The following is a 23,048-nucleotide window of genomic DNA, read 5'->3' on the forward strand; positions in this document are numbered from 1 at the left end:
ATGGAGACAAGAATGTCGGACTCAGCCGACGCAGCCACTGGCCCGGTGCTCGAACTCATTGGCGCACGCGCCACCATCCGCCTCAACCGGCCCAAACATCTCAACCGGCTTCAGGCCGAGGATCTCGGCGAGCTGGTCAAACTGTTCGACCGGGTCGAGGCCGATCCTGATATCCGCGTGCTGGTACTGACAGGCACGGGGCGCGCCTTCTCCGCGGGCTATGACCTCAATTCCGTTGCCGAGCGCGCGGTCAGCGCGAGCGAGCAGCAGAGCGCGGGCTCCGCCTTCGAGGTGGTCGTCAACCGGCTGGAGGATCTCGGCGTACCCACGATCTGCCGACTCAACGGCGGCGTCTATGGCGGCTCGACCGACCTCGCGCTCGCCTGCGACTTCCGCATCGGCGTCGACAGCGCCGAAATGTTCATGCCTGCGGCCCGGCTCGGGCTGCACTATTACAGCAGCGGCATCAAACGCTATGTGACGCGGCTCGGCGTCAACAATGCGAAGAAGCTGTTCCTGACCGCGCAAAAGATCAGCGCGCCGGAGATGCTGCGGATCGGCTATCTCACCGATATGGTGGCGGTGGAGTTTCTGGACGAGGAGGTCGACAAGCTCGCTGCGATCCTCGCCGGCAACGCACCGCAGGCGATGCGGGGCATGAAGCGCGCCATCAATGAATTCGCCCGCGGCGAACTCGACGAGCAAGCCGCCGACCAGCGTCACCGCGACAGCATGCGCGGCGACGAAATCAAGGAAGGCATCAAGGCGTTCGCGGAAAAGCGGCCGCCGAAATTCTGATCACGCCCGCTTCGACCTCATCGCGCGCACCTGCGTGAGCTTGGGATCGAGGACAAGCTCCTGGTAGCGTTCGCTGTCGACAGCGTAGATCGCGATCCGGCCCTCGCTATCGGCATGAACGCCCCAGCCGAAGCGCTTGCCCAGACCTGACGCCCTCATGCATGCCTGCCCCCTGGAGAAGAACGCTTCACGGGCCGCATGCTTCTCCGTTTTCGTCGCCTTCTCATTGAGCTCGCGTCCCGGCGCAGACGTCGCGAAGATCACGTCGTCGGACGTGTATTTGTAAGGCGCCTTGGCGATCATCCCGTATTGCAGGCACGCCACCGTCGGCTTTCCCGCGCGCAGCGGCGGCTCTTCGCCAGTGCGCGCAGGACAATCTTCAGCAACCCGGATGAAGGTGTTGAAGCAGTTGGTCGTGTGCATCGGCGTCATCGTCTACAACCTAGATCATTCACCCACCAGGAACCGCGGCAGCGTGCTGCGCCGCCATCTCGGCGTCGGCCGCGTTGATGCGCTGGAACGCGGGCCGCGAGGTCATGCGTTCGGCATAGCGGACGAACACGTCCTTCTTCGGCACAATACCGAACATCATCGTCCAGCTGAACGCGACGCCCCACAACACATCTGCGGCCGTCATGCGCTCGCCGAGCAGATACGGTCCCTTCGACAGCTGTGCCTCGAGCGCGCCGATCATGGTATCATAATCGGCATAGGGCGATTGCGTAATCGGTGCCGGCTCGCGCTGCATGAACTTGTCGATCAGGGCCGGCTCGAACGAGGCGCCGTAATAGGCGATCCAGCGCAGATAAGGGCCGCGCAGCGGATCGTTCAGCGCGGGGGTCAGCCCGGCCTCCTGAAACAAATCGGCAAGATAGATGGTGATCGCGACCTGCTCGGTCACGAGCTGCCCGCGGTGGTGGATCGCCGGCACCTTGCCGAGCGGGTTGATGGCGAGATAGGCCGGCTGGCGCTGCTCGCCAGCCTTCATGTTGAGGACATGAAGATCATAAGGCGCCCCCAGCTCTTCCAGCAGCACCCGCGTGCCGGTGGCGCGGCTTTGCGGCGAATAATACAGCGTGATGCGGTTCGGATCGGTCATGGCAGGTCTCCATCTGGCCGGCTGGCGATGGCGTTGTAGCGGACCATACCTGACATCTTGTGTCAGGTATGGTTTAAAGGACCATGCGCGCGAGCCGGATGCTATCGATCCTCACTACCCTGCAGGCCAAGGGGCAGGTCACCGCGCCTGAACTCGCGGAGGCCTGCGAAGTTTCGGTGCGCACGATCTACCGCGACATCGACGCGCTCGCGGCCTCCGGCGTTCCTATCTATGCCGACCGCGGCGCGGAGGGCGGCTATCGGCTGCTCGACGGTTATCGCGTGCGGCTGAACGGTCTGTCGCAGAGCGAGGCGGAAGCGTTGTTTCTGGCGGGATTGCCGGGCCCGGCGGCGGCGTTCGGGCTGGATGCGGCGATGATCGCCGCACAGAACAAGCTGATGGCCGCACTGCCCGTCAATCTGCGCGAAGACGCCGGACGGATGCAGGAGCGCTTTCACCTCGACGCGCCGGGCTGGTTCGGCGAGCCGGAACAACCAAGGCATCTGCGCACCATCGCCGGCGCGACCCTGCGCGGGACACTGATCAAGATCCGCTACCAGAGCTGGCGCGCCGAGAAGCAACGCCGCGTCGCGCCGCTCGGTCTCGTGCTGAAAGGTGGCAGCTGGTATCTCGCAGGTCTGGTCGACGGCAGCGTGCGGACCTATCGCGTCGCGCGCGTGCTCGACTGCATGGCGCTCGACGATCGCTGTGAGCGGCCCGCCGGCTTCGATCTCGCCGGCTATTGGCGGGACGCAACGCTGCGTCTCGAGGCGGAGATGCATCCCAATGTCGCGATCGTTCGGCTGTCGCCCTTCGGCGTGAAACTGCTCGATGCACTGAGCCAGCCTTACGTCAGGGCGCGGACGCAGCTCGAAGAGACCGCAGATGCTGACGGCTGGCGCATTGCCAGAGTGCCGACCGGCAAGACGTCATGGCATGCCGCCGCCGAATTGTTGCGGCTCGGACCCGAGGCCGAAGTGCTTGAGCCGGCCGATCTGCGCGAGAAGATGGCCGAGCTGACGAAGGCGATGGCCGTGCGCTATCACGCGGCGCGGAAAACAGGACGGCGGCGCAATCCGCCGCGAGCGACGAAACACTCCTGAAACACGATTCTCCCCGCGCCGCATGAACGCATCCGCGTTTCGGCTCGACCGAGATGCAGGGACACAACAACGGCCCTTGCGCCACACTGGAGAATGAAGATGTTTCGTAAGCTTGCACTTGGTCTGATCGCCGCCGGTTCGCTCGGCGTTGCCGCTCTCGCCCCCACCGCCGCGTCGGCCCACGGCTTCCACCATCACTGGGGTCACGGCTGGGGCTTTGGTGGCGTCTACGTCAACAGCGGGGTCAACAATTGCTATCAGGAGCGCGTCGTCCAGACCCGCCACGGCCTGCGCGTCCGCGTCGTGAACGTCTGCGCGTACGGGATCTACTGATATCTCGCATTCACGACAAAGCCCCGATCGCACCGCGATCGGGGCCTTTGCGCGTCAAATTTTTTCGACTAGCCGGCCTGTCTATGCCGCCGAAACCAGGCCCAGGTCTCGCGCGTCGTCCTGATGTAGCCGCGGCCACGATGGACGATTTCGTCGTCGACGATCCCGTTCAGCTTCGGCAGCGCGTGGAACGGGATCGAGGGATAAGCGTGGTGCTCGACATGGTAGGGCATGTTCCACGCGATCCATTTGACGATTGCACCGGTGTAGGTCGTGCGAGTGTTCTGGAATGCGCTGCGGGTACGCTCGCAGCCGGTGTGTTCGGCATAGAGATAGGGCCGCAGGAAGAACTGCCCAATGATCAGCGGCACGATCCAGACCCAGAGCAGCAGCGCCGACGAGAACCATAGCGACAGCACGAGCAGCGCGACATAGAATCCGGCATAGACGCGCGCCTCGGTCACGATGACCGCACGCTTATTTTCCGGGATCCAGGGCACGGTGACCTTACCACTGATGGCATGGCCGAGCATCAGCCAGAGACGGCCGGCGACCTGCAGCACGCCGCTATAGGCGAGCGCGAGCTGGGTGTCGGATTTCGGTTTGACGCCGACGACCAGCTCGGGGTCCTTGTCCGGATCCTGGGTGTAGCGATGATGGTCCCAGTGAAACAGGCAGTAATATTCGTAAGGCAATCCGATGACGAAACCCGAGAGATAGCCAACCACGAGATTGAGGCCGCGGCTTTTGAACGCGGTCTTGTGCGCGGTCTCGTGCACGGCCATGAACAGGAAGGCGACGAGATAGCCCTGCACCGGCATCAGCGGCAACGCCCAAAAGACACCCCATGTCGAAGAGACCCTCCAGATCAGCGCGCCGACCAGTACAACCAGGCCGTAATGGCTGAGGCTTTGCGCGGCACCCCTGAGATTGGAGCGCACCGACAATTCGCGCAGCATCGCCGGCGTCAGCGGCTTCAAGCGATGGCTGGACTCTGAAATCGTTGCGTCGCTCATGATCGGATGTCTGCCCTACTTGCCGAGAAGCTCTGCGATCTCGGCCTTGATGAAGGCCCGATCGCGCGGATTGTTGACGGGGTTGCCGGCGCGATGGCCATGCAGCGACGGGATCGGATGCAGCACCGCAGAGCGCGCGTTGACCAGCCGGCCGAGTTCGTCCTCGTTGTCGCGAACGTCGAAATAGCGATCGGTCGCGCCCGGCATCAGCAGCATGTGCGCCGTGATCGCACCGAGCGCGCGATCGAAATCGCCGTCGAAGGTCGTGCAGCGACTGATATCGCCATTCTGCCAGATGCCGATCTGCGCCAGGAGATCGTTGGCATCGCGCCGGGCAAACGCCGCGTCCCAGGTGCGGACGAGATAGTCGTCCAGCGAGGTGAAGCCTGCTTCGCGCCAGATCTCGTCGCGATAGAAGCCGTGCGACATCGCCCAACCCGCGTAGACGCGCCCCATGGCGCGATAGCCCGCGACGGGATTCTCGACGAAGCGGCCGTCACGGAAGGCGGGATCTGCCGTCAGCGCGGCCTTCACGCTTTCCAGGAAGACGTAATTATAGGGCGCGCAGCGGGCACTGCCGCAGACGACCGCCGCCCGCTCGACCATATCGGGATGCAGCGCCGCCCAGTGATAGGCCTGCATGCCGCCCATCGACCAGCCATAGACCAGGGCGAGCTTCGAGGTGCCGAACTGCTCGGCAAGCAACCGGTGCTGGACCGCAATGGCATCGTGATAGGTCAGGATCGGGAATGGCGCGGCGCTATTCGACGGCGAGGACGACAGGCCGTTACCGAACAGGTTCGGGATCACGATGAAGTAGCGTGTGGGGTCGAGCACGCCGTCGGGGCCGATCAGCCACTCGGTGTCGGTGTGCTGCGCGCTGAACGAGGTCGGGTAGAGAATGACGTTGTCCTTGTCCGGACTGAGCGTGCCGTAGGTCTTGTAGGCGAGCTTGAGCGAAGGGACGACAGCCCCGGACCGGAGCGTGACGTCGCCGGCCTCGAAGATCTCGTAGTCGCGCCCTGCCGTCATGGACCGAACTCCCGCTCACGCGACAAGCGCGCCGCGGAAACAGCGATGCATCGATCATGCCGGTCCCGCAGACGCATCATTGCGTCACGCTTAATAACTGTACTTATAGTCCATTTATTGTGGGTCAGCAAGATAAATCCGGTCGCAAGCCGGCTCAGGCGATGGCGGCCAGATAGCGGGCGACAGAGGCCGCGAATGCGGCCTTGGCGCCTGCTGCGATGTTGCGACCCCACCAGGCACCGTAGATGCGGTCGAACGCCAGCGGCTCGACGGCCGCCGCAATCCGTCGCACCGCGGCGGCATTGAGCGGCATGTAGTTCGGATAGGAGTACATGAAGCTGACGAAGCGGCGATCCATCGTGACCTGCGCGACATCGCCGGTGAGCAGCGCGCCCCTGCCGTCCGCACCACTCGCATGGTGCAGCACGGTGGCACCTGCGAAATGACCGCCGGTGCGCAGCAGCAGCACATCGTCGGAGATGCGATGGTTTTCGCCGGTCCAGTGCACGATCGATGAATGCGGACGCGTCACCCATTGGCGATCATCGGCGTGCAAATAGATCGGTACACCGCCGAACGCCTCGCTCCAGTCGGCGAGCGCGCCATAGTAGTGCGGATGCGAGATCGCGATCGCCTTCAGGCCGCCGCGTGACCGCACTTGCGCGATCGCCTCCGGCGTCGCCAGCGGTACGCAGTCCCACATTAGGCAGCCGTCCGCGAGCGGTACCAGCAGCGCCCGCTGACCGATGGCAAAGCTTGGCTCGAGTGCGATGCCAGTCAGACCGAGATCGTCGCGCCAGACGATGCGGTGACGTTCCGAGAGCGCCTCGCGCGTGAGGAAAGTCTGCCCCTTCCAGCCGACGAATTGCCGTTCGTCCTCGCAGATCGGACAGGACGCGGGCGGATTTTTGCCACCCGGGAATTGCGCGCCGCAGGTTTCACAGGTCCAGAGGGGCATGCCCTACTCCCGACAGAGACGATCCAACGTCAATAAGGACTCGCTGGCCATGACCGCAAGGCCCACGGTCGGCCGGACCTGCGTGCAGACGGCCCCGGAACCTGTCGCAATGATCATTCCGCGGTGATCCAGGGCCTGTCCTCGTTCGTTCCCAGACCCACAGGTCGCTTGTCGAGGCGCTATGATCGCTGCTATCCGAGCTTTAGATGCGCCAATCCGGGCGAAGGCTGGTTTTCCCCGGAGGTTTGAAGCGCGGCTGTCGACTGGCACGAGCAAAGGGCCGAACACAAAGGTGGATTGGGCTGATCTGATCGGACGCGTCGCCTCGACCCGGGACCGGGAGGCCTTCAAGCGCCTATTCGAGCATTTCGCGCCACGTATCAAGGGACTGATGCTGAAGGCCGGGTGCAGTTCGGACGAGGCGGAGGAGATTGCTCAAAATACCATGATCGCCGTCTGGCGGAAGGCAGGCCAGTTCGATCCTGCGACGGCCGGGGCCGCGGCATGGATATTCACCATCGCGCGCAACTTGCGCATCGATTTGTTCCGCAGCAGGGCGCGGGCAGACCGCCTGCGGGGCACCTCTGAGCTTCCCGAGACGCCGGATCCCGCCGAGCCCGCGGATGCCCTCATGTCCCGCGCGCAGGATGCCGCGCGGATCAATTCGGCCGTCAAGCAGCTCTCGATGGAGCAATCCATGGTGGTGAGGTTGTCATTCATCGAGGAGAGGCCGCACCCGGAAATCGCGAGCCAGCTCGGCATTCCGCTCGGAACGGTCAAGTCGCGGATCAGGCTGGCGATGAACCGCTTGAGAGACATATTGGACGAAGAAGCATGACGATCAGCCATCATCCACCGGAAGATCTTCTGGCCGACTTTGCGGCCGGCAGGTTGGAAGAAGCCCATCAATTGGTGGTGGGGGTGCATGTTGCCGGTTGCGCACGGTGCGGCCGGTTCGTGCAGGCCATCGAGCAACTTGGCGGCTTGGCGCTTGAAGATGTCGAGCCGGTGCCGGTCGCATCGGATGCGTTCGAGCAGGTGATGTCACGCATTCACGACGCTCCTGAAAAACGAGCGGCGCCGACTGCCGAGGTCGCTCGCGGCAGCGAGCAGGATGTTCCGGCGGCACTGCGAAACTACCGCATCGGCAAGCGCAGGCGCATCGCTCCGGGTCTGAGCATGCGGCCGATTGAGTTGTCCGGTTCGGGGACGGCGCGGGCCTTTCTGCTTCGCTCCGCGCCGGGGAGCCGCATGCTCGAACACACGCACACCGGCACCGAACTGACCCTCGTGCTCGAGGGCAGCTTCAGCCACGAAGGCGGCCGGTTTGGTCCCGGTGATTTCGACTATGGCGACGACGAGATCGATCATCGGCCTGTGGTGGGCGACGAGGGCCCATGTGTTTGCCTTGTTGCAATGACGGGCAACCTGCGCATGAACGGCTTGCTCGGCAGGCTGATCGGGCCATTCGTGCGGCTTTGATCCGTTCGCCTCCTTCTTCCGCCGGGTGATCCGAACGCGAGCCCGGAGCGTTTCGAAGGAAATGCAAGGGGAGACAGGTCATGGCCGGCTTAAGCCTGACAGGACAGGCGCAGAGCGAAACATTGCCCGAACTGCTGGCATGCGTTTCGGCGGGCGACACCCGGGCCTTCGCAGCGCTGCATATGCTCACACGGAGCAGGCTGCGCAGGACTGCGCTCGCCGTCGGAACTCCGCCCCACGACATCGATGACATTCTTCAGGAAACCTATCTGAAGATCTGGCGCAACGCGTGTCGGTTCGACGGCAGCCGCGCTTCGGCGATGACCTGGATGTCAGCCATCGCCCGGAATACCGCCATCGACCATCTGCGGGTCAGAAGACTGCCGACTCACGAGCTGGACGAGGCGCTTCTGGTTCCGACCAGTGCTGATCAGCCGGCGATCGACGATTTCGACTACGCCCGCGCCGAACCGATCGCACGTAGCGTGCTGGCTCGTTTGCCGGAAGACCGCCGCAGGCTGGTGGCGCTGGCCTATCTCGAGGGTGAGAGCCGCGCGAGCTTGTCGCGGCGCTTCGGTGTGCCGGTCGGCACCATCAAGACCTGGCTGCACCGAACCCTTCTGGCGGTACGCAAGGACTGCCTCGCCGCATCCGCTGCAGCCTGACGCAGGCGAGGAACCCTCGGGTGGCCGCAGAGATCATCGAATTTCCCAACCGTGGACACCAGGACCCACTGGTGTCCTCCGTTGCGAGGCTCGAGCAGATGGTGAGAGAGGTCGACCATCTGGCAGCGGACCAGTCCGCGGAAGGTCTCGATCATTTGCTCGCTGTCATGGAGCGCTTCGGCGATCGTCTGGTCGATCTTGCGCACCTCGTGCTCGACGACGATGCCAGGCGGAGTGTCCAGATCGCATTCACGTCGCTCTCCGAAAAATCGCGGAAACCAGAGACGCCTTTGAAGGGTGCGATCGAGCGAACAATCCTTGAGTTCGGCGCCACGTTGGCCCATTCGACGCGATGAAGTCAGTTCGACGCGGCCGCCCTAATTGAGACGGAGCAACGAGATGTTCAGCAAGGTCGCAAAACCTACCCAGCCAGCATAGGGAATGAAAAGCGTCGTGGCCAACCGATCGCTCGCCCATTGACGCCAGACAAAGGCAAGGATCACGGCGAACAGCGCAATAATGACGCCTAGCGCCACATCCATGCGATGAAGCGAAAAGAAGATGGGAGACCATGCAAAATTCAGGATCATCTGCAGGCTCCATAATCTCATCGTCGTTCCGCGCGGCTCCGTCTCGAAGGTGCGGAAGCCCGCCACGGCGATCATCAGGAACAGAGCCGTCCAGACCGGCGCGAAGACCGCATCCGGCGGATTGAAAGATGGCTTGTTGAGCGCCGCGTACCACGCTCCCGGACGGTTCAGGACCCCGATCAGCATCCCCGCAGCGGGAACCAGAAGCAGGAAAGCGGCACATAGGTACCATCTGCCGCGCTTGCGGTCGCCATCGTGCCGCAGCGCCCCGTCGTGTGTCCCATCCATGATCAATGCGCCATCCGTTGAGCGGCGAGAAATCCGGTCCAGGCGCTGACACCGGCGAGGAAGGATCCCCAGCACACGTCCGCAACAGTGAGCCCCGTCGACCAATTCCTCAGCGTTGCCTGGTTGGTCAGATCGTAAGTCGCATAAGTGAAGCAGCCCAGCATCACGCCGGACGTGAAGGCGCGCAGAGCGCCGCCATCCTGCTGAGCCGGCAGCACCGCGAACCAGATCAGGCCGACGGGATACGCCAGATAAAATACTGCCGCCGCTGCGAGGTCGGGCTCCGAGCGCAACATGTCGCCCAGCACCGGCCGGTAAAGCCTCTCAACCATGGTCTTGAGCCAGATCATGTCGAGCGCGACGAAGGTCGCAGCGACCGACAGATACGTAAAGAGCAGGCTCATGTCCGGTCTCCTCTCCGGTGGTGTCGCAACCGGCATGGCAAAGGCAACGCCTGGAAACGACGTGAGCCCTTCGCTGGATCACGTTGCGCCGTCGTTCCGCCTTGCCGCGCAACCTTGTCAGGCCCTTGAACCAGATCGTGCGGCGCGGGAGTTCCGATCATTCCGGCGCCTTCTTGGGCGGTCGTGGAAGGAAAGCGCTGGTGCGTGCCTGATAGTCTCGATACCGGCGGCCGCGGGATCGAAGCATCTGAGCTTCGAGCGGGGGAATTCCAGTCACGTGCACGAATATCCAGTACATGATCGCCGGCGCGATCAGGCTCGCCCAGCCCCATGCGTAGCCCGGCGACAGTGCGATGACCGGGTAGGCCAGCCATCCGAGCCATTCGAAGAAGTAATTCGGATGACGCGACCAGCGCCAAAGCCCGACATCGCAGACCAGGCCCGCATTTGCCTTGTTGCGTTTGAAGCCTCGCAATTGCTCGTCGGCGATCGCCTCGCTTGCAACGGCCGCAAGCATGATGGCGGCGCCAACATAGTCCTGAACGCCCAGGGCAGCCCGTGGCGCGTGTGCAGCCAGGAAGACAGCGAATGGCAGCGGCACCGAGGCGAAGGCCTGCGACTGCAGGAACGCGAACATGCGAAGCGGCGCCTGTGAGCCCCATTCCTGCGCATAGCTCGCATATCGCGGATCGTCGATACCCGCCGCGGCGCGCCGGGCGATATGCGTCCCGAGCCTCACCGACCAAAGCAGCACGAGCCCGCCCGCGAGCATCTGGCGCATCGGCAGCGCCTCGCCAAACGGCAAAAGGGCCGCCACCGCCCCAACGAGGCCGACGGAGTAGGTCCAGATCGTATCGACCCACCCGGAATTGCCGGTTCGCTGCTGAACGATCCAGGCCAGCCCCATCAACAGCGAAAGCGCGAGAGCGATGCCGGCGACGATCAGTATTTGCAGGAAATCCATGCCTCACCATACGCAAACTCGGATCCTTACGTCCGCCCCAGGCCCCGGTTTCACGGGTGATCCACGCTGTCCGCTGGAACGTTTCCTCAGGCGTGTGTGGACGGGTCAGCTATGAGAGCTGTCCTGAGCCGGCGACGAACGACATTGGCCCGAAACCGGATGTTCCGGCCGTCGCTGGTGGTATTGGGGGGCGACAAAGCATGCGTTTGGCGGTGATCGGGACGGGAATTGCCGGCAATGCCGCCGCATGGCTCCTGTCCGAACGTCATGCCGTGACCGTCTACGAGCGCGAATTGCGGCCGGGTGGACACAGTCATACAGTACGGGTTGACTACGATGGCGAAGAGATCGACGTCGACATCGGCTTCATCGTGTTCAACGAGCCGAACTACCCGGAATTGACGTCTCTGTTCGCGCACCTGGGTGTGAAGACCGAGGAGACATGCATGAGCTTCGCGATGTCGGCCGACCATGGCCGATTTGAATGGCGGGGTGGCGGCGAGACCTTCCTGCAGGTCGCCTCCGGCCTGTTTGCCCAGCCGCGCAACCTCTTCTCCCCGTCGTATTTTCGCATGCTGGCCGAGGTCCGACGCTTCAACAAGGAAAGCGTCTCCGACTTGCGGGCTGGCCGGCTCCAGAACCTGACACTCGGCGAATATCTGCGCCAGGGAGCGTTCAGCCCGCGCCTGTTCAGCGATTATCTGGGACCGATGGGAGCCGCCATCTGGTCGTCGCCCTCAGCCGAGATCCTCGCCTTTCCCGCGGAAAACTTCATCGCGTTTTTCGACAATCACCGGCTGCTGCATCTGGATCGGCCGCTCTGGCGGACCGTCCAGGGAGGCAGCCGGCGCTATGTCGAGAAGCTCACGGCCAGGTTCAAGTCCAGCATCCGGCTCGGCTGCGCTGTGACGTCGATCCATCGCACCGAGCACGGGGTGACGATCGGCGACAGTCACGGCAATCAGGACTCCTACGACGCTGTCGTGATGGCCTGTCACAGCGATCAGGCCCTGGCGATGTTGTCGGATGCCGACCCACGCGAGAGATCCATTCTCGGCGCGATCCGCTACGCTCCAAACACGGCCTATCTGCACCGCGACCTCAACCTCATGCCGAAACGCCGCAATGCATGGGCATCCTGGAACTTCTTGCGATGGCGACGCGAAACGCCTGCCCAGAACGATGTCGCGGTGACCTACTGGATGAACCGGCTGCAGGGCATCGACGACAGCAAGCCGCTATTCGTCAGCCTCAATCCCCCTTTTGAGCCGGCGCCTCATCTCACTTTCGGCAAGTTCACATTCGCGCATCCACAATATGACGCGGGCGCGTTTGCCGCGCAGAGGAACCTCCCGCAAATCCAGGGACGCCGCCGCACCTGGTTTTGCGGCGCGTGGACCGGCTACGGATTCCACGAGGATGGCCTGCGCTCCGGCATCGCCGTCGCCGAGGCACTTGGCAGTTCGATGCCGTGGCGACAGTCCGGCGCGTTGCTGGCCCAGGCTGCCGAGTAGAAGATGTTGCAACCGGGCGCTCCAGAACGAACAGCGACGTCATCTGCAGCCGCGCTCTATCTGGGCAGGGTGATGCACGCACGCATGCGGCCCGTGCACCACAGGTTCACTTACCGGGTGATGAACCTGCTCATCGACCTCGACCGGCTTGATGAAGCGGATCGCCAGTCTCGCCTGTTCGGCGTCAATCGCGCGGCAGTCTTCAGCTTTCACGAATCCGATCACGGCAAGCGTAGCGGCGCATCCTTGAGCAGCCATGTGCGACGCCTGGCCGAGCAACGCGATATCGATCTGTCGGGAGGGCGGATCCTCCTTTTGTGCTATCCGCGGCTCTTCGGCTACGTGTTCAATCCGCTTTCGATCTACTTCTGCTATGGCAGCTGCGGCAATCTTGCGCTGCTGATCTACGAAGTCCGCAACACTTTTGGCGAAATCCATTCCTACGTCCTTCCGGTCGAGGACGCTGCTGGCGGCGGTGCCATACGACAATGCCATACGAAGGAGTTCTACGTCTCGCCATTCATGGAGATGCAAACGAAGTATCGTTTCAGCATTGCCCCGCCCGATCAGCAAGTGAGGGTCAGAATCGTGCAGACCGATGAGCACGGTGCTATATTTACGGCCGCATTCTTCGGGCAACGTCGCCCGCTGACCAGCCGCTCACTGTTGGCGACGCTCGTCACGCTGCCACTTCTCACCTTCAAGGTCGTCGCGGCCATCCATTGGGAAGCGATCCGGCTTTGGCTGAAAAATGTTCCTTACGTTCCCCGTCCGAACCAACGCTGAATGTGAAGCCATGGACCTCGCAGCCACTCACCAGACTGCTCGCTTCGATGACGTTCCCTTGCTCGCGCGGCTCGCGCTGCGGCTTGCCTCGCGGCTCAAGCTCGGCACCGTGGATGTTCGCCTTCCCGACGGCAGAACGGTGGTGTTGCGGGGAACGCATCCGGGTCCGTCCGCGACCATCGAGCTCAACAGTTACGCCTTCGCGCGAAGCCTGGTCCTGGGCGGCGATATCGGCATGGCCGAGGCTTACGTTCGAGGCGATTGGAGCACACCGGATCTCTCCCAGCTGCTTTACGTGTTCTGTCTCAACGACGACCTGGTCGATAGCGCCTTCGCCGGCAATGCATTGGTCCGGCTTTGCCGGCGCGCGCTGCATCGGCTGCGCCGAAACACGCGGCTGGGATCGCGGCTGAATATCCACGCCCATTACGATCTCGGCAACGCGTTCTTTGCGGCCTGGCTCGATCCGAGCATGACGTACTCGTCGGCATTGTTCTCGCCCGAGGCGACCGACCTGCTCGCTGCTCAACGGCACAAATACGAACAACTGGCGAAAGCGATCGAACTGCGGCCCGGCCATACCCTGCTCGAGATCGGCTGCGGCTGGGGCGGCTTTGCCGAATATGCCGCCAAAGCTTGCGGCGCCAAGGTCTTGGCGCTCACCATCAGCAAGGAGCAGCACGCATTCGCCAGCCGGCGCATCCACGAAGCCGGGCTCAGCGAGAACGTCGAGGTCCGGTTGCAGGATTATCGCGATCAGGACGGGCAGTTCGACCGCATTGCCTCGATCGAGATGATTGAGGCTGTCGGCGAGCCGTTCTGGCCGACATACTTCAATCAACTGCATCAACGGCTCAAGCCGGGCGGTCTTGCCGGCATCCAGGCGATCACCGTCCGAGACGAGCTCTTTGACAGCTACCGGCGCCGCGTGGACTTCATCCAGAGATACATTTTTCCGGGCGGGATGCTGCCTTCGCCGAATGTCCTGCGCTCGCTCGGCGAACGCGTGCAGATGCCTCTGATCCGCGAGCGGGTCTTTGGACAGGACTACGCCAAGACGATCGCGGTCTGGCGAGCGAGTTTCGGCCATGCCTGGACGGACCTGACCTCACTCGGGTTCGACGAGCCGTTCCGGCGGCTGTGGGAATATTACCTCTGCTACTGCGAGGCAGGTTTCAGGGCCGAAAAGATCGACGTCCGACAGCTTGTATTCGCGCGCCGAAGCTGACGTCGCTGACGTTTCCGGTGTGAACGAACCCTCAGGCAGCTTCCGACGTTGATCGCGCACGCTGCTCGAGCACGCCGATCGTCGAGACCAAATTGTCACGTCGCGCGCGAAGATTAAGCGCAAGCAGCGGGTATGTCGGCTGCAGCACGTCAAACACCCCTGCTCTCGCCTCTTCCTCGAGAATGTCTGTGTTCATGAGCCGAACGCGCCACCACAAATCGGCGACCAACGCATCGAGCCGGAGTTCGCCAGCAGCACCAGAACGGGACACTTCCTGCATCACTTGCCTCAACCTGAAACGGCCTCGCTACCAAGGCCAGACTTTGGTCCTGGCTGAGCAAGCAGAGTGCCAGCTATGGGCGGCGCGATCTGGTTCCGGAACGGAGTGCTGCGCGAGCCCGCTGGTCAAGGCTTGGCGCTCAAGGCTTGGCGCTGGGGAAGTGTTGCCCGTGGAGGGCGAAAATGGTGCCCAGGGGCGGAATCGAACCACCGACACTGCGATTTTCAGTCGCATGCTCTACCAACTGAGCTACCTGGGCGTGCTCCAAAGAGGGGCCAAAGCCCATCGAGCGGGCGGTTTATAGTGGGCTGAAGGCTGCCTGTCCACCCGGCTTCGCCAAGAGGCTTCGCCGGGCGCGGCCCGGCTGTGAACAAAACTGCTGCGGGAGCGCAGTTCGGGCAATTTCTTCAATTAACCAATTGATGATGCACAATTATTCTTCCCCATCTGCCTCGTCATCCCGGCCGGGGATGACGTAGGAGCCTCTCAGCCAGCGGTTCAGATCGACGTCGCGGCAGCGCGACGAGCAGAACGGCCGGGTGGCCTCGGACTGCGGCTTGCCGCAGATCGGGCAGGTTTTGAGGGGGCTTGCGGGCTTTTTCACCTGGTCGTCCATAGGGTGCTCAGTTACACGCGGTGAGAGAGTTCAAGAGCCTGTCGCCAAAGGGGTTCCTCCGCCGGACGCGCAGGCGTCCCGGCCAGATTTCCGCGGGCCAATTCTACTGTGCATGGGGTTGTTTTCGCGATTTTTGCAGGAGCGGCTTTTCGGCTCACACGGCGGTGGCGTTGAGCCAGCCGAAGCGGATCGGGAAACCTTCGCCGCCGAGCAGCGTCGTGGTCTCATAGAGCGGCAGGCCGACCACGTTGGTGTAGGACCCCACCATCTTGACCACGAATGAGCCGGCGATGCCCTGCACGGCGTAGCCGCCGGCTTTGCCGCGCCATTCGCCGGAGCCGATATAGGCTTGGATGTCGTCCTCCGAGAGGCGCTTGAAGCGGACGCGGGTCTCGACCAGGCGCTGGCGGAAGGCCTCCCGCGGCGTCACCAGAGTGATCGCGGTGTAGACGCGGTGGTTACGGCCCGACAGCAGCCGCAGGCACTGCGCGGCCTCGTCGACGAGGTTGGCCTTGGGCAGAATGCGGCGGCCGACCGCCACCACCGTGTCGGCGGAAAGGATGAAGGCGCCGCGCAGCTCGTCGTCGAGCTGCACCGATTTGAGCGCCGCATCTGCCTTGGCCCGCGCGAGCCGGTTGGCGCAGGCGCGCGGCAGCTCGCCCCGCTTCGGCGTCTCGTCGACGTCGGCGGGCCGGAGCGCGTCCGGCTCGATGCCGGCCTGGTTGAGCAGCGACAGGCGCCGCGGCGAACCGGAGGCGAGAACGAATTTGGGGCGGCCGAGCATCAGGTGATTTGGGGAATGAAGCAGGGGGTGAATTGCGCGCGGAACCTATCGGACGGGGGCTGATTTCACAACCCGGGAACCCGGACTTTACTGATTCGACGGGTACAGGATGCGTGTGCCCGCAGTCTGTGACGCGGGTGTTACGGGCTCCGAATGCTACCCGTTCGCCGCGCCCACCTTCGAAAATCGTCGGCGGATGCGCAGCAGGAGCTGGTCGCAGACGTCGCGGTAAGCAGCCAACTTCTGGTCGCGGCTGCCTTCCATGGTGGTGGGATCGAGCGTCGGCCAATACTCGACGTCGGCGGCAAGCGTGCGGGTCAGCTCCAGCGCCTTGTGATGCGCCTCCGGCGATAGCGTGATGATCAGGTCGAAATTCAGCCCCTCCCAATCCTCTAGCTCCTCGAAGGTCTGCGGCTTGTGGGTGGAGATGTCCTGGCCGAGCTCGGCCATCACAGACACCGCGAACGGATCGAGTTCGCCGCGCCTGGCGCCGGCCGACTTCACGTAGAGGCCTTGCGGAAACATGTGCCGCAGCAGGCTCTCCGCCATCGGCGAGCGCACGCTGTTCATCGCGCAAGCGAACAGCACCGATTGCGGATCGCGTGCGCGTGGGGGCGCAGCCATCCGCGTTTAGCCCTTCCAATGAAGGACAGTAATGAGCGTGAATAGCCGGCGCGAGGTCTCGAAATCGACCCGCACCTTGCCTTTCAGCCGCTCCTGCAGCGTGCGCGAGCCCTCGTCATGGATGCCGCGGCGGCCCATGTCGATGGCCTCGATCTTGTCCGGCGTCGCCGTGCGGATCGCCTGGTAATAGCTGTCGCAGATCATGAAATAGTCCTTCACGATCCGCCGGAACGGCGTCAGGGACAACAGATGCGCGACCACCGGCGTGCCGTCCTCGCGGCGGATGTCGAACATCAGGCGGCTGCCGGTGATGCCGATATGCAGCGTGAACGGGCCCTTCCCGTCGGCGCCCTCCGGCGCGAACAGATTCTGCTCGATCAAATCGTAGATCGCGATCGCGCGCTCATGCTCGATGTCGGGGCCGGAACGGCCGATCGAGTCCTCGTCGAGCGTGACGCCGACGATGCGATTCTGCGAGTCGTCCTGTTCGGGCGGCTGGGTCATGACAAATTGAGGCGCAATCCAATCGAGCGCGAATGAGCATCTAGCCCCTCCGCCTTGCCGAGAATCATCGCGGCCGGACCCAGCGCACGCAGCTGGTCCGGGCCGCATTTCAGGATCGAGGTGCGCTTGAGGAAATCGTGCACCGAGAGACCCGACGAGAATCGTGCCGAGCGCGCCGTCGGCAGCACGTGGTTGGAGCCGCCAACGTAATCGCCGATCGCCTCCGGCGTATGCGGCCCGAGGAACACGGCGCCGGCGTTGCGGATCCTTGCGGCGAGCGCGTCGGGATCTTGCGTCATGATCTCGAGATGCTCGGCGGCAATCGCATCCGCGAGCGGAATGGCGTCGTCGAGGTTCTTCACCATGATGATGGCGCCGAAATCGGCCCACGAGGCGGTTGCGATCGCAGCGCGCGGCAGCGTCTTCAACTGCGCCTCGACGGCCTTTTCGACATCGGCGGCAAGGCGCGCGGAATCGGTGATCAGGATCGACTGCGCACTGGCATCGTGCTCGGCCTGCGCCAGCAGGTCGGCGGCAATCCAGTCGGCATTGCCGGTGTCATCGGCGATGACGAGCACCTCCGAGGGGCCGGCGATCATGTCGATGCCGACCTTGCCGAACACCAGCCGCTTTGCCGCGGCGACATACGCGTTGCCGGGTCCGACGATCTTGGCGACAGGCGCGATCGTCGCGGTGCCATGCGCGAGCGCGGCAACCGCCTGCGCACCGCCGACGCGATAGATTTCGGTGACGCCGCCAAGCTTCGCTGCCGCCAGCACCAGCGGGTTGAGCTTGCCGTCGGGCGAGGGCACCACCATGACGAGACGCGTCACGCCGGCGACCTTTGCCGGCACCGCATTCATCAGCACCGAGGACGGATAGGCCGCGGTGCCGCCGGGCACGTAGAGGCCGGCGGATTCGATCGCGGTGTAGCGCCAGCCAAGCTCGACGCCGAGGGAATCGGTGAAGCGCTCGTCCTTCGGCAGTTGGCGGCTGTGATAGGTCTCGATGCGATCGCGCGCGAGCTTGAGCGCATCCAGCGTCGCGGCATCGCAGGCTTTCACCGCGGCCTCGATCTCGGCGGCGGTGACGCGCAGGCCGGAGGCATCCAGCGTCAACCGGTCGAACTTTGCCGTGGCCTCGAGCAGGGCGGCATCGCCCCGCTTCGCCACGTCGTCGACGATGACACGCGCGGCCGCCTCGACGTCGGCCGAGGCCTCGCGCTTGGCGGCGAGGAAGGCCCCGAATCGCTGGTCAAAATCGGCGCTGCTGCGGTCGAGACGAACGGGCATCTTGGCTTCTAACTGGGTTTTGGGGGCGCGGCTTGGCTCACCAGGCCCCCTGCTCAATGGCGCGGCGGGGAAGCTGCGTCAACCCTTGGGCCGGGCCGTTCCCCTCCGGCGTCGTCCTGGCGAAGGCGGAATGCGAGGCCTTGGCATGCCATCTCACCCCTCCCCTTCAGCCTCCAACCCCGTCCCCAGCTGATCCGCTCCCAGATCAGTCAGCTCGCATTCCAGGCATTCAACGTCGAGGCGGATGGCGCCGCCTTGGGCAAACAGGAGCAGCGCGCTCCCGCCGGGGGCGTCCTCGCCGTGGAATTCGATGCCGACGAGGTCCAGGACAGTGTCCGGCGCGTCGAGGTCGATGTCGCGCGACTTGCACGCGAGCACGCGGTCGAAACGGAGGGCGGCCACCAGCCTGCGCGGCTCGGCCTCGCCGTCCAGCGTCTGCTCCCAGTCCAACCGGCTCATGCCGACGACCAGGCGCTTTTCGCTTTGTCGCCAGATGATGTCCGAGGGCTGCACGCGGGCGTCCTGAACGTGGGCCGAGATCACGGAGAGGTCGTCGGCGTCGAGTGCGATTAGTTTGAGCTGGGGGGACATCGACGGCGCTTCTCCTTCGGGCGGACAGGGCTCAACGCGCGCGGGCGGGGAAATTTCCTTAGAACTAATGCCCCACTGGACTAGAGGCTATTGATATCCTCCATCTCCAGCACCTTCTTGGGATAGCCGGCGCGGACGACATGGATCATGGCGCGGCCGATCTGCTCGGTCGAGGTGACGAGCCGCGGCGAGAGCCGGCGCAGCACCGGCCACAGTGGCCGGGTTGCTGCATACACGGCCTGCACCCACGCGGTCTTGGAGCGGGCACCATGGAGCGGCTGGATCGCTCCAGGCCGGAACATGTAGGCCGCCTTGAACGGCAACTTGAGCAGATCGTTCTCGGTCTTGCCCTTGATCCGCGCCCACATCCGCGAACCCTGCTCGGTGGAATCGGTGCCGGCACCTGTGACATAGACGAATGTCATCTGTGGATTGAGCCGTGCCAGCGCGGTCGCCGCTGCGAGCGTGAGGTCATAGGTGAGGTGACGGTAGCGCTCCTCGCTCATGCCGATCGAGGAGACGCCAAGGCAGAAGAAGCAGGCGTCGAAGCCGGTGAGCTGCGCTTCGATGGCCGAGTAGTCCGTGAAATCGCCGTGCGTGATCTCCGTGAGCTTGGCGTGGCGGACGCCGGTCGGGCTGCGGCCGATCGCAACCACGCGGCCGATGCCGGCATCGACCAGGCATTCACGCAAGACGCCCTGCCCGACCATGCCGGTCGCGCCGAAGATGATGATCTGCATCGGGAGCTCCCCGACAGGCTCGCGGCTCATGCGGCGGCCGCGATCTCGTCGAAGGATATACCGGTCAAAGTCGCCGAGACATCCCACAGCATGGCTGCCGAGGCTAAATCCTTTGCCTGCGGCATGATCTTCGCCGACCGCGGCGGCCCTTTCAATTCGTAGAACCCGTTCGGACCGTAATAGCCGCCGGGCTGCGCCGCCGGCGAGGTCGCCGCCAACAGGGTCGGCAGCGCGCCTTCCGCGGCAGACTGGCTGATGAAAGGCTGCAGCCACCGGCTCACACGCGACTGGAACGTGTTCGCACCCGGCCCGTTCGCAATAAGGTCGGTCCGCGCGTAGCCGGGATGTGCGGCAAGGCTGGTCAGACCCCAGCCGGCGGCGAGGCTGCGGCGCTGCAACTCCAGCGAAAACATCAGCATCGCCAGCTTGGACTGGCAATAGGCCCGCCACGGACGATAGGAATGCTTAGCCTGCAAATCGTCGAAATTGATCGCCCCGGAACGGTGCGCAAGGCTCGAGACGTTGACGACTCGAGCCGCCTTCGCCCGGCGAAGCTTCGGCAACAGCTGCGCCGTCAGCGCGTAATGACCGAGGTAATTGGTGCCGAGCTGCATCTCGAAACCATCCGCCGTCTGCTGCCGCTTCGGCAGCGCCATTACGCCGGCATTGTTGACGAGCAGGTCGAGCTGCTCGTTGCCGGCGGCAAAGCGCCTGGTAAAATCGGCAACGGAGGCGAGGCTGGCGAGGTCGAGATGCTCGTAGGCGATCAGCGCATTGGGAAAGCGCTCGCAAATGCCCTCGATCGCGCGCAGACCCTTTGCGTCGTTGCGCCCCGTGAGTATGACGATGGCACCGGCGCCCGCCAGCGCCATGGCCGTCTCGTAGCCGAGGCCGCCGGTCGCCCCGGTCACGACGGCAGTCTTGCCGCTGAGGGAGGGGATGTCTGCCGTGGTCCAGTCGGTCATGCGATAGCTCCGTCGGGGCTGGGAAAAGCCCCGCGACGGCTCTAAATGTGCACTGGGTGCAACTTTGCAAGTGGTGAAATGATTTGAAGCTTTCCAAGGTCGCCGGGAAATCAATCAACAAGCGCACCAAGCCATTGCCGGCAGAAGCAAAATCCGCCGATGGCACCGGCCTGCGCCAGCGTAAATTGCAAGAGACCCGCGAGCGGTTGACCCGCGGGGCGATGGCACTATTCCTGGAGCGCGGCTTCGAGGCCACGACCATCGACGACATCGCTGCCGCGGCGGACGTGTCGCGACGCAGCTTCTTCCATTACTTCGCCTCGAAAGAGGACGTGGTCGCGGCCTGGCAGGAAGGCGCCGCCGCCGCGCTGGTCGCGGAGGTTGTGGCGCGGCCGGCGGGCGAAACCATGCTGACCGCGGCGGAGAACGCGATCGCGGCGGCGCTCAAGCGGATCGATCCGGCTGAGGCTGCGGCAATGTCGCGGCTCAAGCGCGACAATCCCGCGCTTCGGGCCCGCGATCAGCTCAAATACGAAAAGCTCGAGCGGGCGCTGGCCGAAGGGCTCGCCCAGCGCGCCAAAAACAAATCGGACCAGCTGAAGGCACGCCTGGTCGCCATGATCGCCACCGGCGCGATGCGCGTCGGTGGCGAGAGCTGGATCGGCGGAGGGGCGCGGGAGAAGCCAGAAGTTTTCGTCAAGCGCACCTTCGACGCGATCAGGGCGATATTGGCGTGATGCCGCTCACTCCTTGAAAAACGCCAGCAGGTCCGCGTTGATGGTCTCGGCGTGCGTCGTCGGCATGCCGTGCGGAAAACCCTTGTAGGTCTTCAGCGTGCCGTTCTTGAGCAGCTTGGCCGACAGTGGCGCGGAATCGGCGTAAGGCACGATCTGGTCGTCGTCGCCGTGCATCACCAGCACCGGCACACTGATCTTCTTCAAATCCTCAGTGAAGTCGGTTTGCGAGAACGCGACGATGCCGTCGTAATGCGCCTTCGCGCCGCCCATCATGCCCTGGCGCCACCAGTTCTGGATCACCGCTTCCGACGGCTTCGCGCCGGGACGGTTGTAGCCATAGAAGGGGCCGGCCGCGATGTCGCGGTAGAAGCTGGCGCGGCCGGCAGCGAGCTGCACCTGGAAATCGTCGAACACGCTCTTGGGCAGGCCGCCGGGATTGGCGGCGGTCTGCAACATCAGCGGCGGCACCGCGGAGAGGATCGCGGCCTTCGCCACCCGGCTCTCGCCGTGGCGCGCGATGTAGTGCACCACTTCGCCGCCGCCGGTGGAGTGGCCGACATGGATCGCATTCTTGAGGTCGAGATGGGCCGTCACGGCCGCGAGATCGTCGGCATAATGATCCATGTCGTGGCCGTCGGCGACCTGCGACGAACGGCCATGGCCGCGGCGGTCATGGGCGATGACGCGATAGCCGTGCGTGACGAAGAACATCATCTGCGCGTCCCAGTCGTCCGCCGACAGCGGCCAGCCATGGCTGAACACGATCGGCTGACCCGAGCCCCAGTCCTTGTAGAAGATCTCGACGCCGTCCTTGGTGGTGATGGTAGGCATTGTCAGGCTCCTTGAATGATCAGGCGAACACCATCGGATTGAAGCGGCGCCAGGCGCCGATGGTGAGCACCACGAAGAACACCAGCACGAGGCCCTGCACTACGGCGAACACGGGGCCTCCGGGCGGCGCCGGCGCCACGGCGGGTGCGAGCGCGGCGAGCGCCGGCACCTTCAGGAACGACTGGATCACGAGCACGAAGACGTTGAAATACAGCGAGATCATCGCGGTCACGATGTAGACCGGGCGCCAAACACCAGCGAGCTTCATGCCGTAGAGCGCGAGGCAGGCGATCGCGAGCAGGACCAGCGAGATGATGCCGATGATATGCGACGGCAGCAGCTCCTTGAACGGAAACAGGAAGCCGGTAGCGCTGGTGAGGATCGTGAACAGCAGGAAAATCGCGGTGAGGCCCGGCATCGACTTCGAGCCGAGCAGGCCGAACATCACGACGAGGCCGGCGGCGATGCCGATCAGGCTGATGATGACATGAACCAGCGTGAAGGCGGACAAGCTCAACCCAAGAACCATGACATCTCTCCTACTCTCCGCATTGAGATCGGGATTGATATTACGGTCCTCATCGGATTGCCACATGCGCTGGCGTCACACATCCGTGCGCAGCCATGCGTCGTCGTGCGAATCGACAAATGCATGGCTGAATTCTTTGCACCGCTGTCACAGACGACGGCAATTTGTGGTGCGTAGCCCGGATGGAGCGTAGCGTAATCCGGGATTCTCGCATGCAAATGCAGCGGCCCCCCCGGTGTGAGAGCGGGCGCGCGGGGGGGGCCCCCAAAAGAGGGGAACGGGGGCCCCCGGGGGG

Annotated in this window: 30 protein-coding genes and 1 tRNA gene; 11 read left to right on the forward strand and 20 right to left on the reverse strand. The window is 63.9% G+C overall.

The features are described from left to right. Positions 1-12: 12 nt before the first annotated feature. Positions 13-798, forward strand: a complete 786-nt coding sequence (locus AC0L3P_RS12190; protein WP_473302022.1) for an enoyl-CoA hydratase/isomerase family protein — start codon at positions 13-15, stop codon at positions 796-798. On the opposite strand, the gene AC0L3P_RS12195 is transcribed toward AC0L3P_RS12190, so the two are convergent. Continuing rightward, the gene (locus AC0L3P_RS12195; protein WP_473302023.1) at positions 799-1,221 is read right to left on the reverse strand and encodes a DUF6157 family protein; all 423 of its coding nucleotides are present in this window, start codon (positions 1,219-1,221) and stop codon (positions 799-801) included. It abuts the gene before it with no gap. Between the two features lie 28 nt (positions 1,222-1,249). Then, positions 1,250-1,897 carry a glutathione S-transferase family protein gene (locus AC0L3P_RS12200; RefSeq protein WP_473302024.1) on the reverse strand — a complete coding sequence of 216 codons (648 nt, stop codon included), beginning with the start codon at positions 1,895-1,897 and terminating at the stop codon, positions 1,250-1,252. A gap of 83 nt (positions 1,898-1,980) precedes the next feature. Here AC0L3P_RS12200 and AC0L3P_RS12205 point away from each other — a divergent pair, with 83 nt between their 5' ends. Next, positions 1,981-3,000, forward strand: coding sequence for a helix-turn-helix transcriptional regulator (locus tag AC0L3P_RS12205; RefSeq protein WP_473302025.1), 1,020 nt, complete (start codon positions 1,981-1,983; stop codon positions 2,998-3,000). A gap of 99 nt (positions 3,001-3,099) precedes the next feature. Further along, positions 3,100-3,333, forward strand: a complete 234-nt coding sequence (locus AC0L3P_RS12210; RefSeq protein WP_018459448.1) for a hypothetical protein — start codon at positions 3,100-3,102, stop codon at positions 3,331-3,333. A gap of 68 nt (positions 3,334-3,401) precedes the next feature. Here the strand turns inward: AC0L3P_RS12210 and AC0L3P_RS12215 are convergent, their stop codons facing one another. From AC0L3P_RS12215 to AC0L3P_RS12225, 3 genes are all read right to left on the reverse strand, one after another. Further along, complete coding sequence (locus AC0L3P_RS12215) at positions 3,402-4,349, reverse strand: fatty acid desaturase (RefSeq protein ID WP_473302027.1); 948 nt, start codon at positions 4,347-4,349, stop codon at positions 3,402-3,404. Positions 4,350-4,364: 15 nt separating this feature from the next. Further along, complete coding sequence (locus tag AC0L3P_RS12220; protein WP_473302028.1) at positions 4,365-5,381, reverse strand: alpha/beta fold hydrolase; 1,017 nt, start codon at positions 5,379-5,381, stop codon at positions 4,365-4,367. A 154-nt stretch (positions 5,382-5,535) separates the two neighbouring features. Further along, positions 5,536-6,339, reverse strand: a complete 804-nt coding sequence (locus AC0L3P_RS12225; RefSeq protein WP_473302029.1) for an MBL fold metallo-hydrolase — start codon at positions 6,337-6,339, stop codon at positions 5,536-5,538. Between the two features lie 292 nt (positions 6,340-6,631). On the opposite strand from AC0L3P_RS12225, the gene AC0L3P_RS12230 reads away from it, so the two are divergent. From AC0L3P_RS12230 to AC0L3P_RS12245, 4 genes are all read left to right on the forward strand, one after another. Continuing rightward, entirely contained in the window at positions 6,632-7,177 is a 546-nt protein-coding gene (locus AC0L3P_RS12230; RefSeq protein ID WP_473302092.1) for a sigma-70 family RNA polymerase sigma factor, read from the forward strand. Further along, positions 7,174-7,821 carry a ChrR family anti-sigma-E factor gene (locus tag AC0L3P_RS12235; protein WP_473302030.1) on the forward strand — a complete coding sequence of 216 codons (648 nt, stop codon included), beginning with the start codon at positions 7,174-7,176 and terminating at the stop codon, positions 7,819-7,821. Before AC0L3P_RS12230 ends, AC0L3P_RS12235 begins: the two co-directional genes overlap by 4 nt. Positions 7,822-7,901: 80 nt before the next feature. After that, positions 7,902-8,486, forward strand: a complete 585-nt coding sequence (locus tag AC0L3P_RS12240) for an RNA polymerase sigma factor (RefSeq protein WP_473302031.1) — start codon at positions 7,902-7,904, stop codon at positions 8,484-8,486. 20 nt (positions 8,487-8,506) lie between these two features. Next, positions 8,507-8,842 carry a hypothetical protein gene (locus AC0L3P_RS12245; protein ID WP_473302033.1) on the forward strand — a complete coding sequence of 112 codons (336 nt, stop codon included), beginning with the start codon at positions 8,507-8,509 and terminating at the stop codon, positions 8,840-8,842. Between the two features lie 21 nt (positions 8,843-8,863). Here AC0L3P_RS12245 and AC0L3P_RS12250 read toward each other — a convergent pair whose 3' ends face one another. The 3 genes from AC0L3P_RS12250 to AC0L3P_RS12260 form a co-directional block, all read right to left on the reverse strand. Then, positions 8,864-9,364, reverse strand: coding sequence for a TspO/MBR family protein (locus tag AC0L3P_RS12250; RefSeq protein ID WP_473302093.1), 501 nt, complete (start codon positions 9,362-9,364; stop codon positions 8,864-8,866). A 2-nt stretch (positions 9,365-9,366) separates the two neighbouring features. Next, positions 9,367-9,768: a DUF2177 family protein gene (locus AC0L3P_RS12255; RefSeq protein WP_473302034.1), complete on the reverse strand. Its 402-nt coding sequence runs from the start codon at positions 9,766-9,768 to the stop codon at positions 9,367-9,369. 157 nt (positions 9,769-9,925) lie between these two features. Beyond that, positions 9,926-10,732, reverse strand: a complete 807-nt coding sequence (locus tag AC0L3P_RS12260) for a DUF1295 domain-containing protein (RefSeq protein ID WP_473302036.1) — start codon at positions 10,730-10,732, stop codon at positions 9,926-9,928. A gap of 200 nt (positions 10,733-10,932) precedes the next feature. On the opposite strand from AC0L3P_RS12260, the gene AC0L3P_RS12265 reads away from it, so the two are divergent. From AC0L3P_RS12265 to AC0L3P_RS12275, 3 genes are read left to right on the forward strand one after another with little or no spacing between them, the layout of a single operon-like run. Then, positions 10,933-12,246, forward strand: coding sequence for an NAD(P)/FAD-dependent oxidoreductase (locus AC0L3P_RS12265; RefSeq protein WP_354209544.1), 1,314 nt, complete (start codon positions 10,933-10,935; stop codon positions 12,244-12,246). Between the two features lie 3 nt (positions 12,247-12,249). Then, a complete protein-coding gene (locus AC0L3P_RS12270; RefSeq protein ID WP_354209545.1) occupies positions 12,250-13,032 on the forward strand; it encodes a DUF1365 domain-containing protein in 783 nt (260 codons plus the stop codon). A gap of 10 nt (positions 13,033-13,042) precedes the next feature. Continuing rightward, complete coding sequence (locus AC0L3P_RS12275) at positions 13,043-14,260, forward strand: SAM-dependent methyltransferase (RefSeq protein WP_275172361.1); 1,218 nt, start codon at positions 13,043-13,045, stop codon at positions 14,258-14,260. A 31-nt stretch (positions 14,261-14,291) separates the two neighbouring features. On the opposite strand, the gene AC0L3P_RS12280 is transcribed toward AC0L3P_RS12275, so the two are convergent. The 10 genes from AC0L3P_RS12280 to AC0L3P_RS12325 all read right to left on the reverse strand — a co-directional run bounded on the left by AC0L3P_RS12280 (position 14,292) and on the right by AC0L3P_RS12325 (position 20,656). Next, positions 14,292-14,540 (reverse strand): hypothetical protein, encoded by a 249-nt coding sequence (locus AC0L3P_RS12280; RefSeq protein WP_275172362.1) that lies wholly within the window; start codon positions 14,538-14,540, stop codon positions 14,292-14,294. 183 nt (positions 14,541-14,723) lie between these two features. Continuing rightward, positions 14,724-14,799, reverse strand: a tRNA-Phe gene (locus tag AC0L3P_RS12285). A gap of 174 nt (positions 14,800-14,973) precedes the next feature. Beyond that, positions 14,974-15,156 (reverse strand): DNA gyrase inhibitor YacG, encoded by a 183-nt coding sequence (yacG, locus tag AC0L3P_RS12290; RefSeq protein WP_473302039.1) that lies wholly within the window; start codon positions 15,154-15,156, stop codon positions 14,974-14,976. 154 nt (positions 15,157-15,310) lie between these two features. Beyond that, positions 15,311-15,940: a Maf-like protein gene (locus AC0L3P_RS12295; RefSeq protein WP_007597557.1), complete on the reverse strand. Its 630-nt coding sequence runs from the start codon at positions 15,938-15,940 to the stop codon at positions 15,311-15,313. A gap of 156 nt (positions 15,941-16,096) precedes the next feature. After that, on the reverse strand, positions 16,097-16,564 hold the full coding sequence (locus AC0L3P_RS12300) for an arsenate-mycothiol transferase ArsC (protein WP_275172364.1): 468 nt from the start codon (positions 16,562-16,564) through the stop codon (positions 16,097-16,099). Between the two features lie 6 nt (positions 16,565-16,570). Next, positions 16,571-17,068, reverse strand: a complete 498-nt coding sequence (locus AC0L3P_RS12305; protein ID WP_007615473.1) for a UPF0262 family protein — start codon at positions 17,066-17,068, stop codon at positions 16,571-16,573. After that, positions 17,065-18,360 carry a histidinol dehydrogenase gene (gene hisD / locus AC0L3P_RS12310; RefSeq protein WP_275172365.1) on the reverse strand — a complete coding sequence of 432 codons (1,296 nt, stop codon included), beginning with the start codon at positions 18,358-18,360 and terminating at the stop codon, positions 17,065-17,067. The genes AC0L3P_RS12305 and hisD overlap by 4 nt, the downstream gene beginning before the upstream one ends. Before the next feature lie 153 nt (positions 18,361-18,513). Continuing rightward, positions 18,514-18,951 carry a DUF2948 family protein gene (locus tag AC0L3P_RS12315; RefSeq protein ID WP_473302040.1) on the reverse strand — a complete coding sequence of 146 codons (438 nt, stop codon included), beginning with the start codon at positions 18,949-18,951 and terminating at the stop codon, positions 18,514-18,516. An 80-nt stretch (positions 18,952-19,031) separates the two neighbouring features. Continuing rightward, positions 19,032-19,691: an NAD(P)H-binding protein gene (locus AC0L3P_RS12320; protein WP_473302042.1), complete on the reverse strand. Its 660-nt coding sequence runs from the start codon at positions 19,689-19,691 to the stop codon at positions 19,032-19,034. Positions 19,692-19,717: 26 nt separating this feature from the next. Beyond that, a complete protein-coding gene (locus AC0L3P_RS12325) occupies positions 19,718-20,656 on the reverse strand; it encodes an SDR family oxidoreductase (protein WP_473302043.1) in 939 nt (312 codons plus the stop codon). Between the two features lie 83 nt (positions 20,657-20,739). Here AC0L3P_RS12325 and AC0L3P_RS12330 point away from each other — a divergent pair, with 83 nt between their 5' ends. Continuing rightward, positions 20,740-21,393 (forward strand): TetR/AcrR family transcriptional regulator, encoded by a 654-nt coding sequence (locus AC0L3P_RS12330; RefSeq protein WP_473302044.1) that lies wholly within the window; start codon positions 20,740-20,742, stop codon positions 21,391-21,393. 6 nt (positions 21,394-21,399) lie between these two features. Here the strand turns inward: AC0L3P_RS12330 and AC0L3P_RS12335 are convergent, their stop codons facing one another. Together AC0L3P_RS12335 and AC0L3P_RS12340 are read right to left on the reverse strand one after the other, a co-directional pair. Next, positions 21,400-22,224, reverse strand: coding sequence for an alpha/beta fold hydrolase (locus AC0L3P_RS12335; protein ID WP_473302045.1), 825 nt, complete (start codon positions 22,222-22,224; stop codon positions 21,400-21,402). 19 nt (positions 22,225-22,243) lie between these two features. After that, positions 22,244-22,753, reverse strand: a complete 510-nt coding sequence (locus tag AC0L3P_RS12340; protein ID WP_473302046.1) for a hypothetical protein — start codon at positions 22,751-22,753, stop codon at positions 22,244-22,246. Positions 22,754-23,048 lie beyond the last annotated feature (295 nt).

It is taken from the genome of Bradyrhizobium sp. WSM4874, from assembly GCF_055811835.1.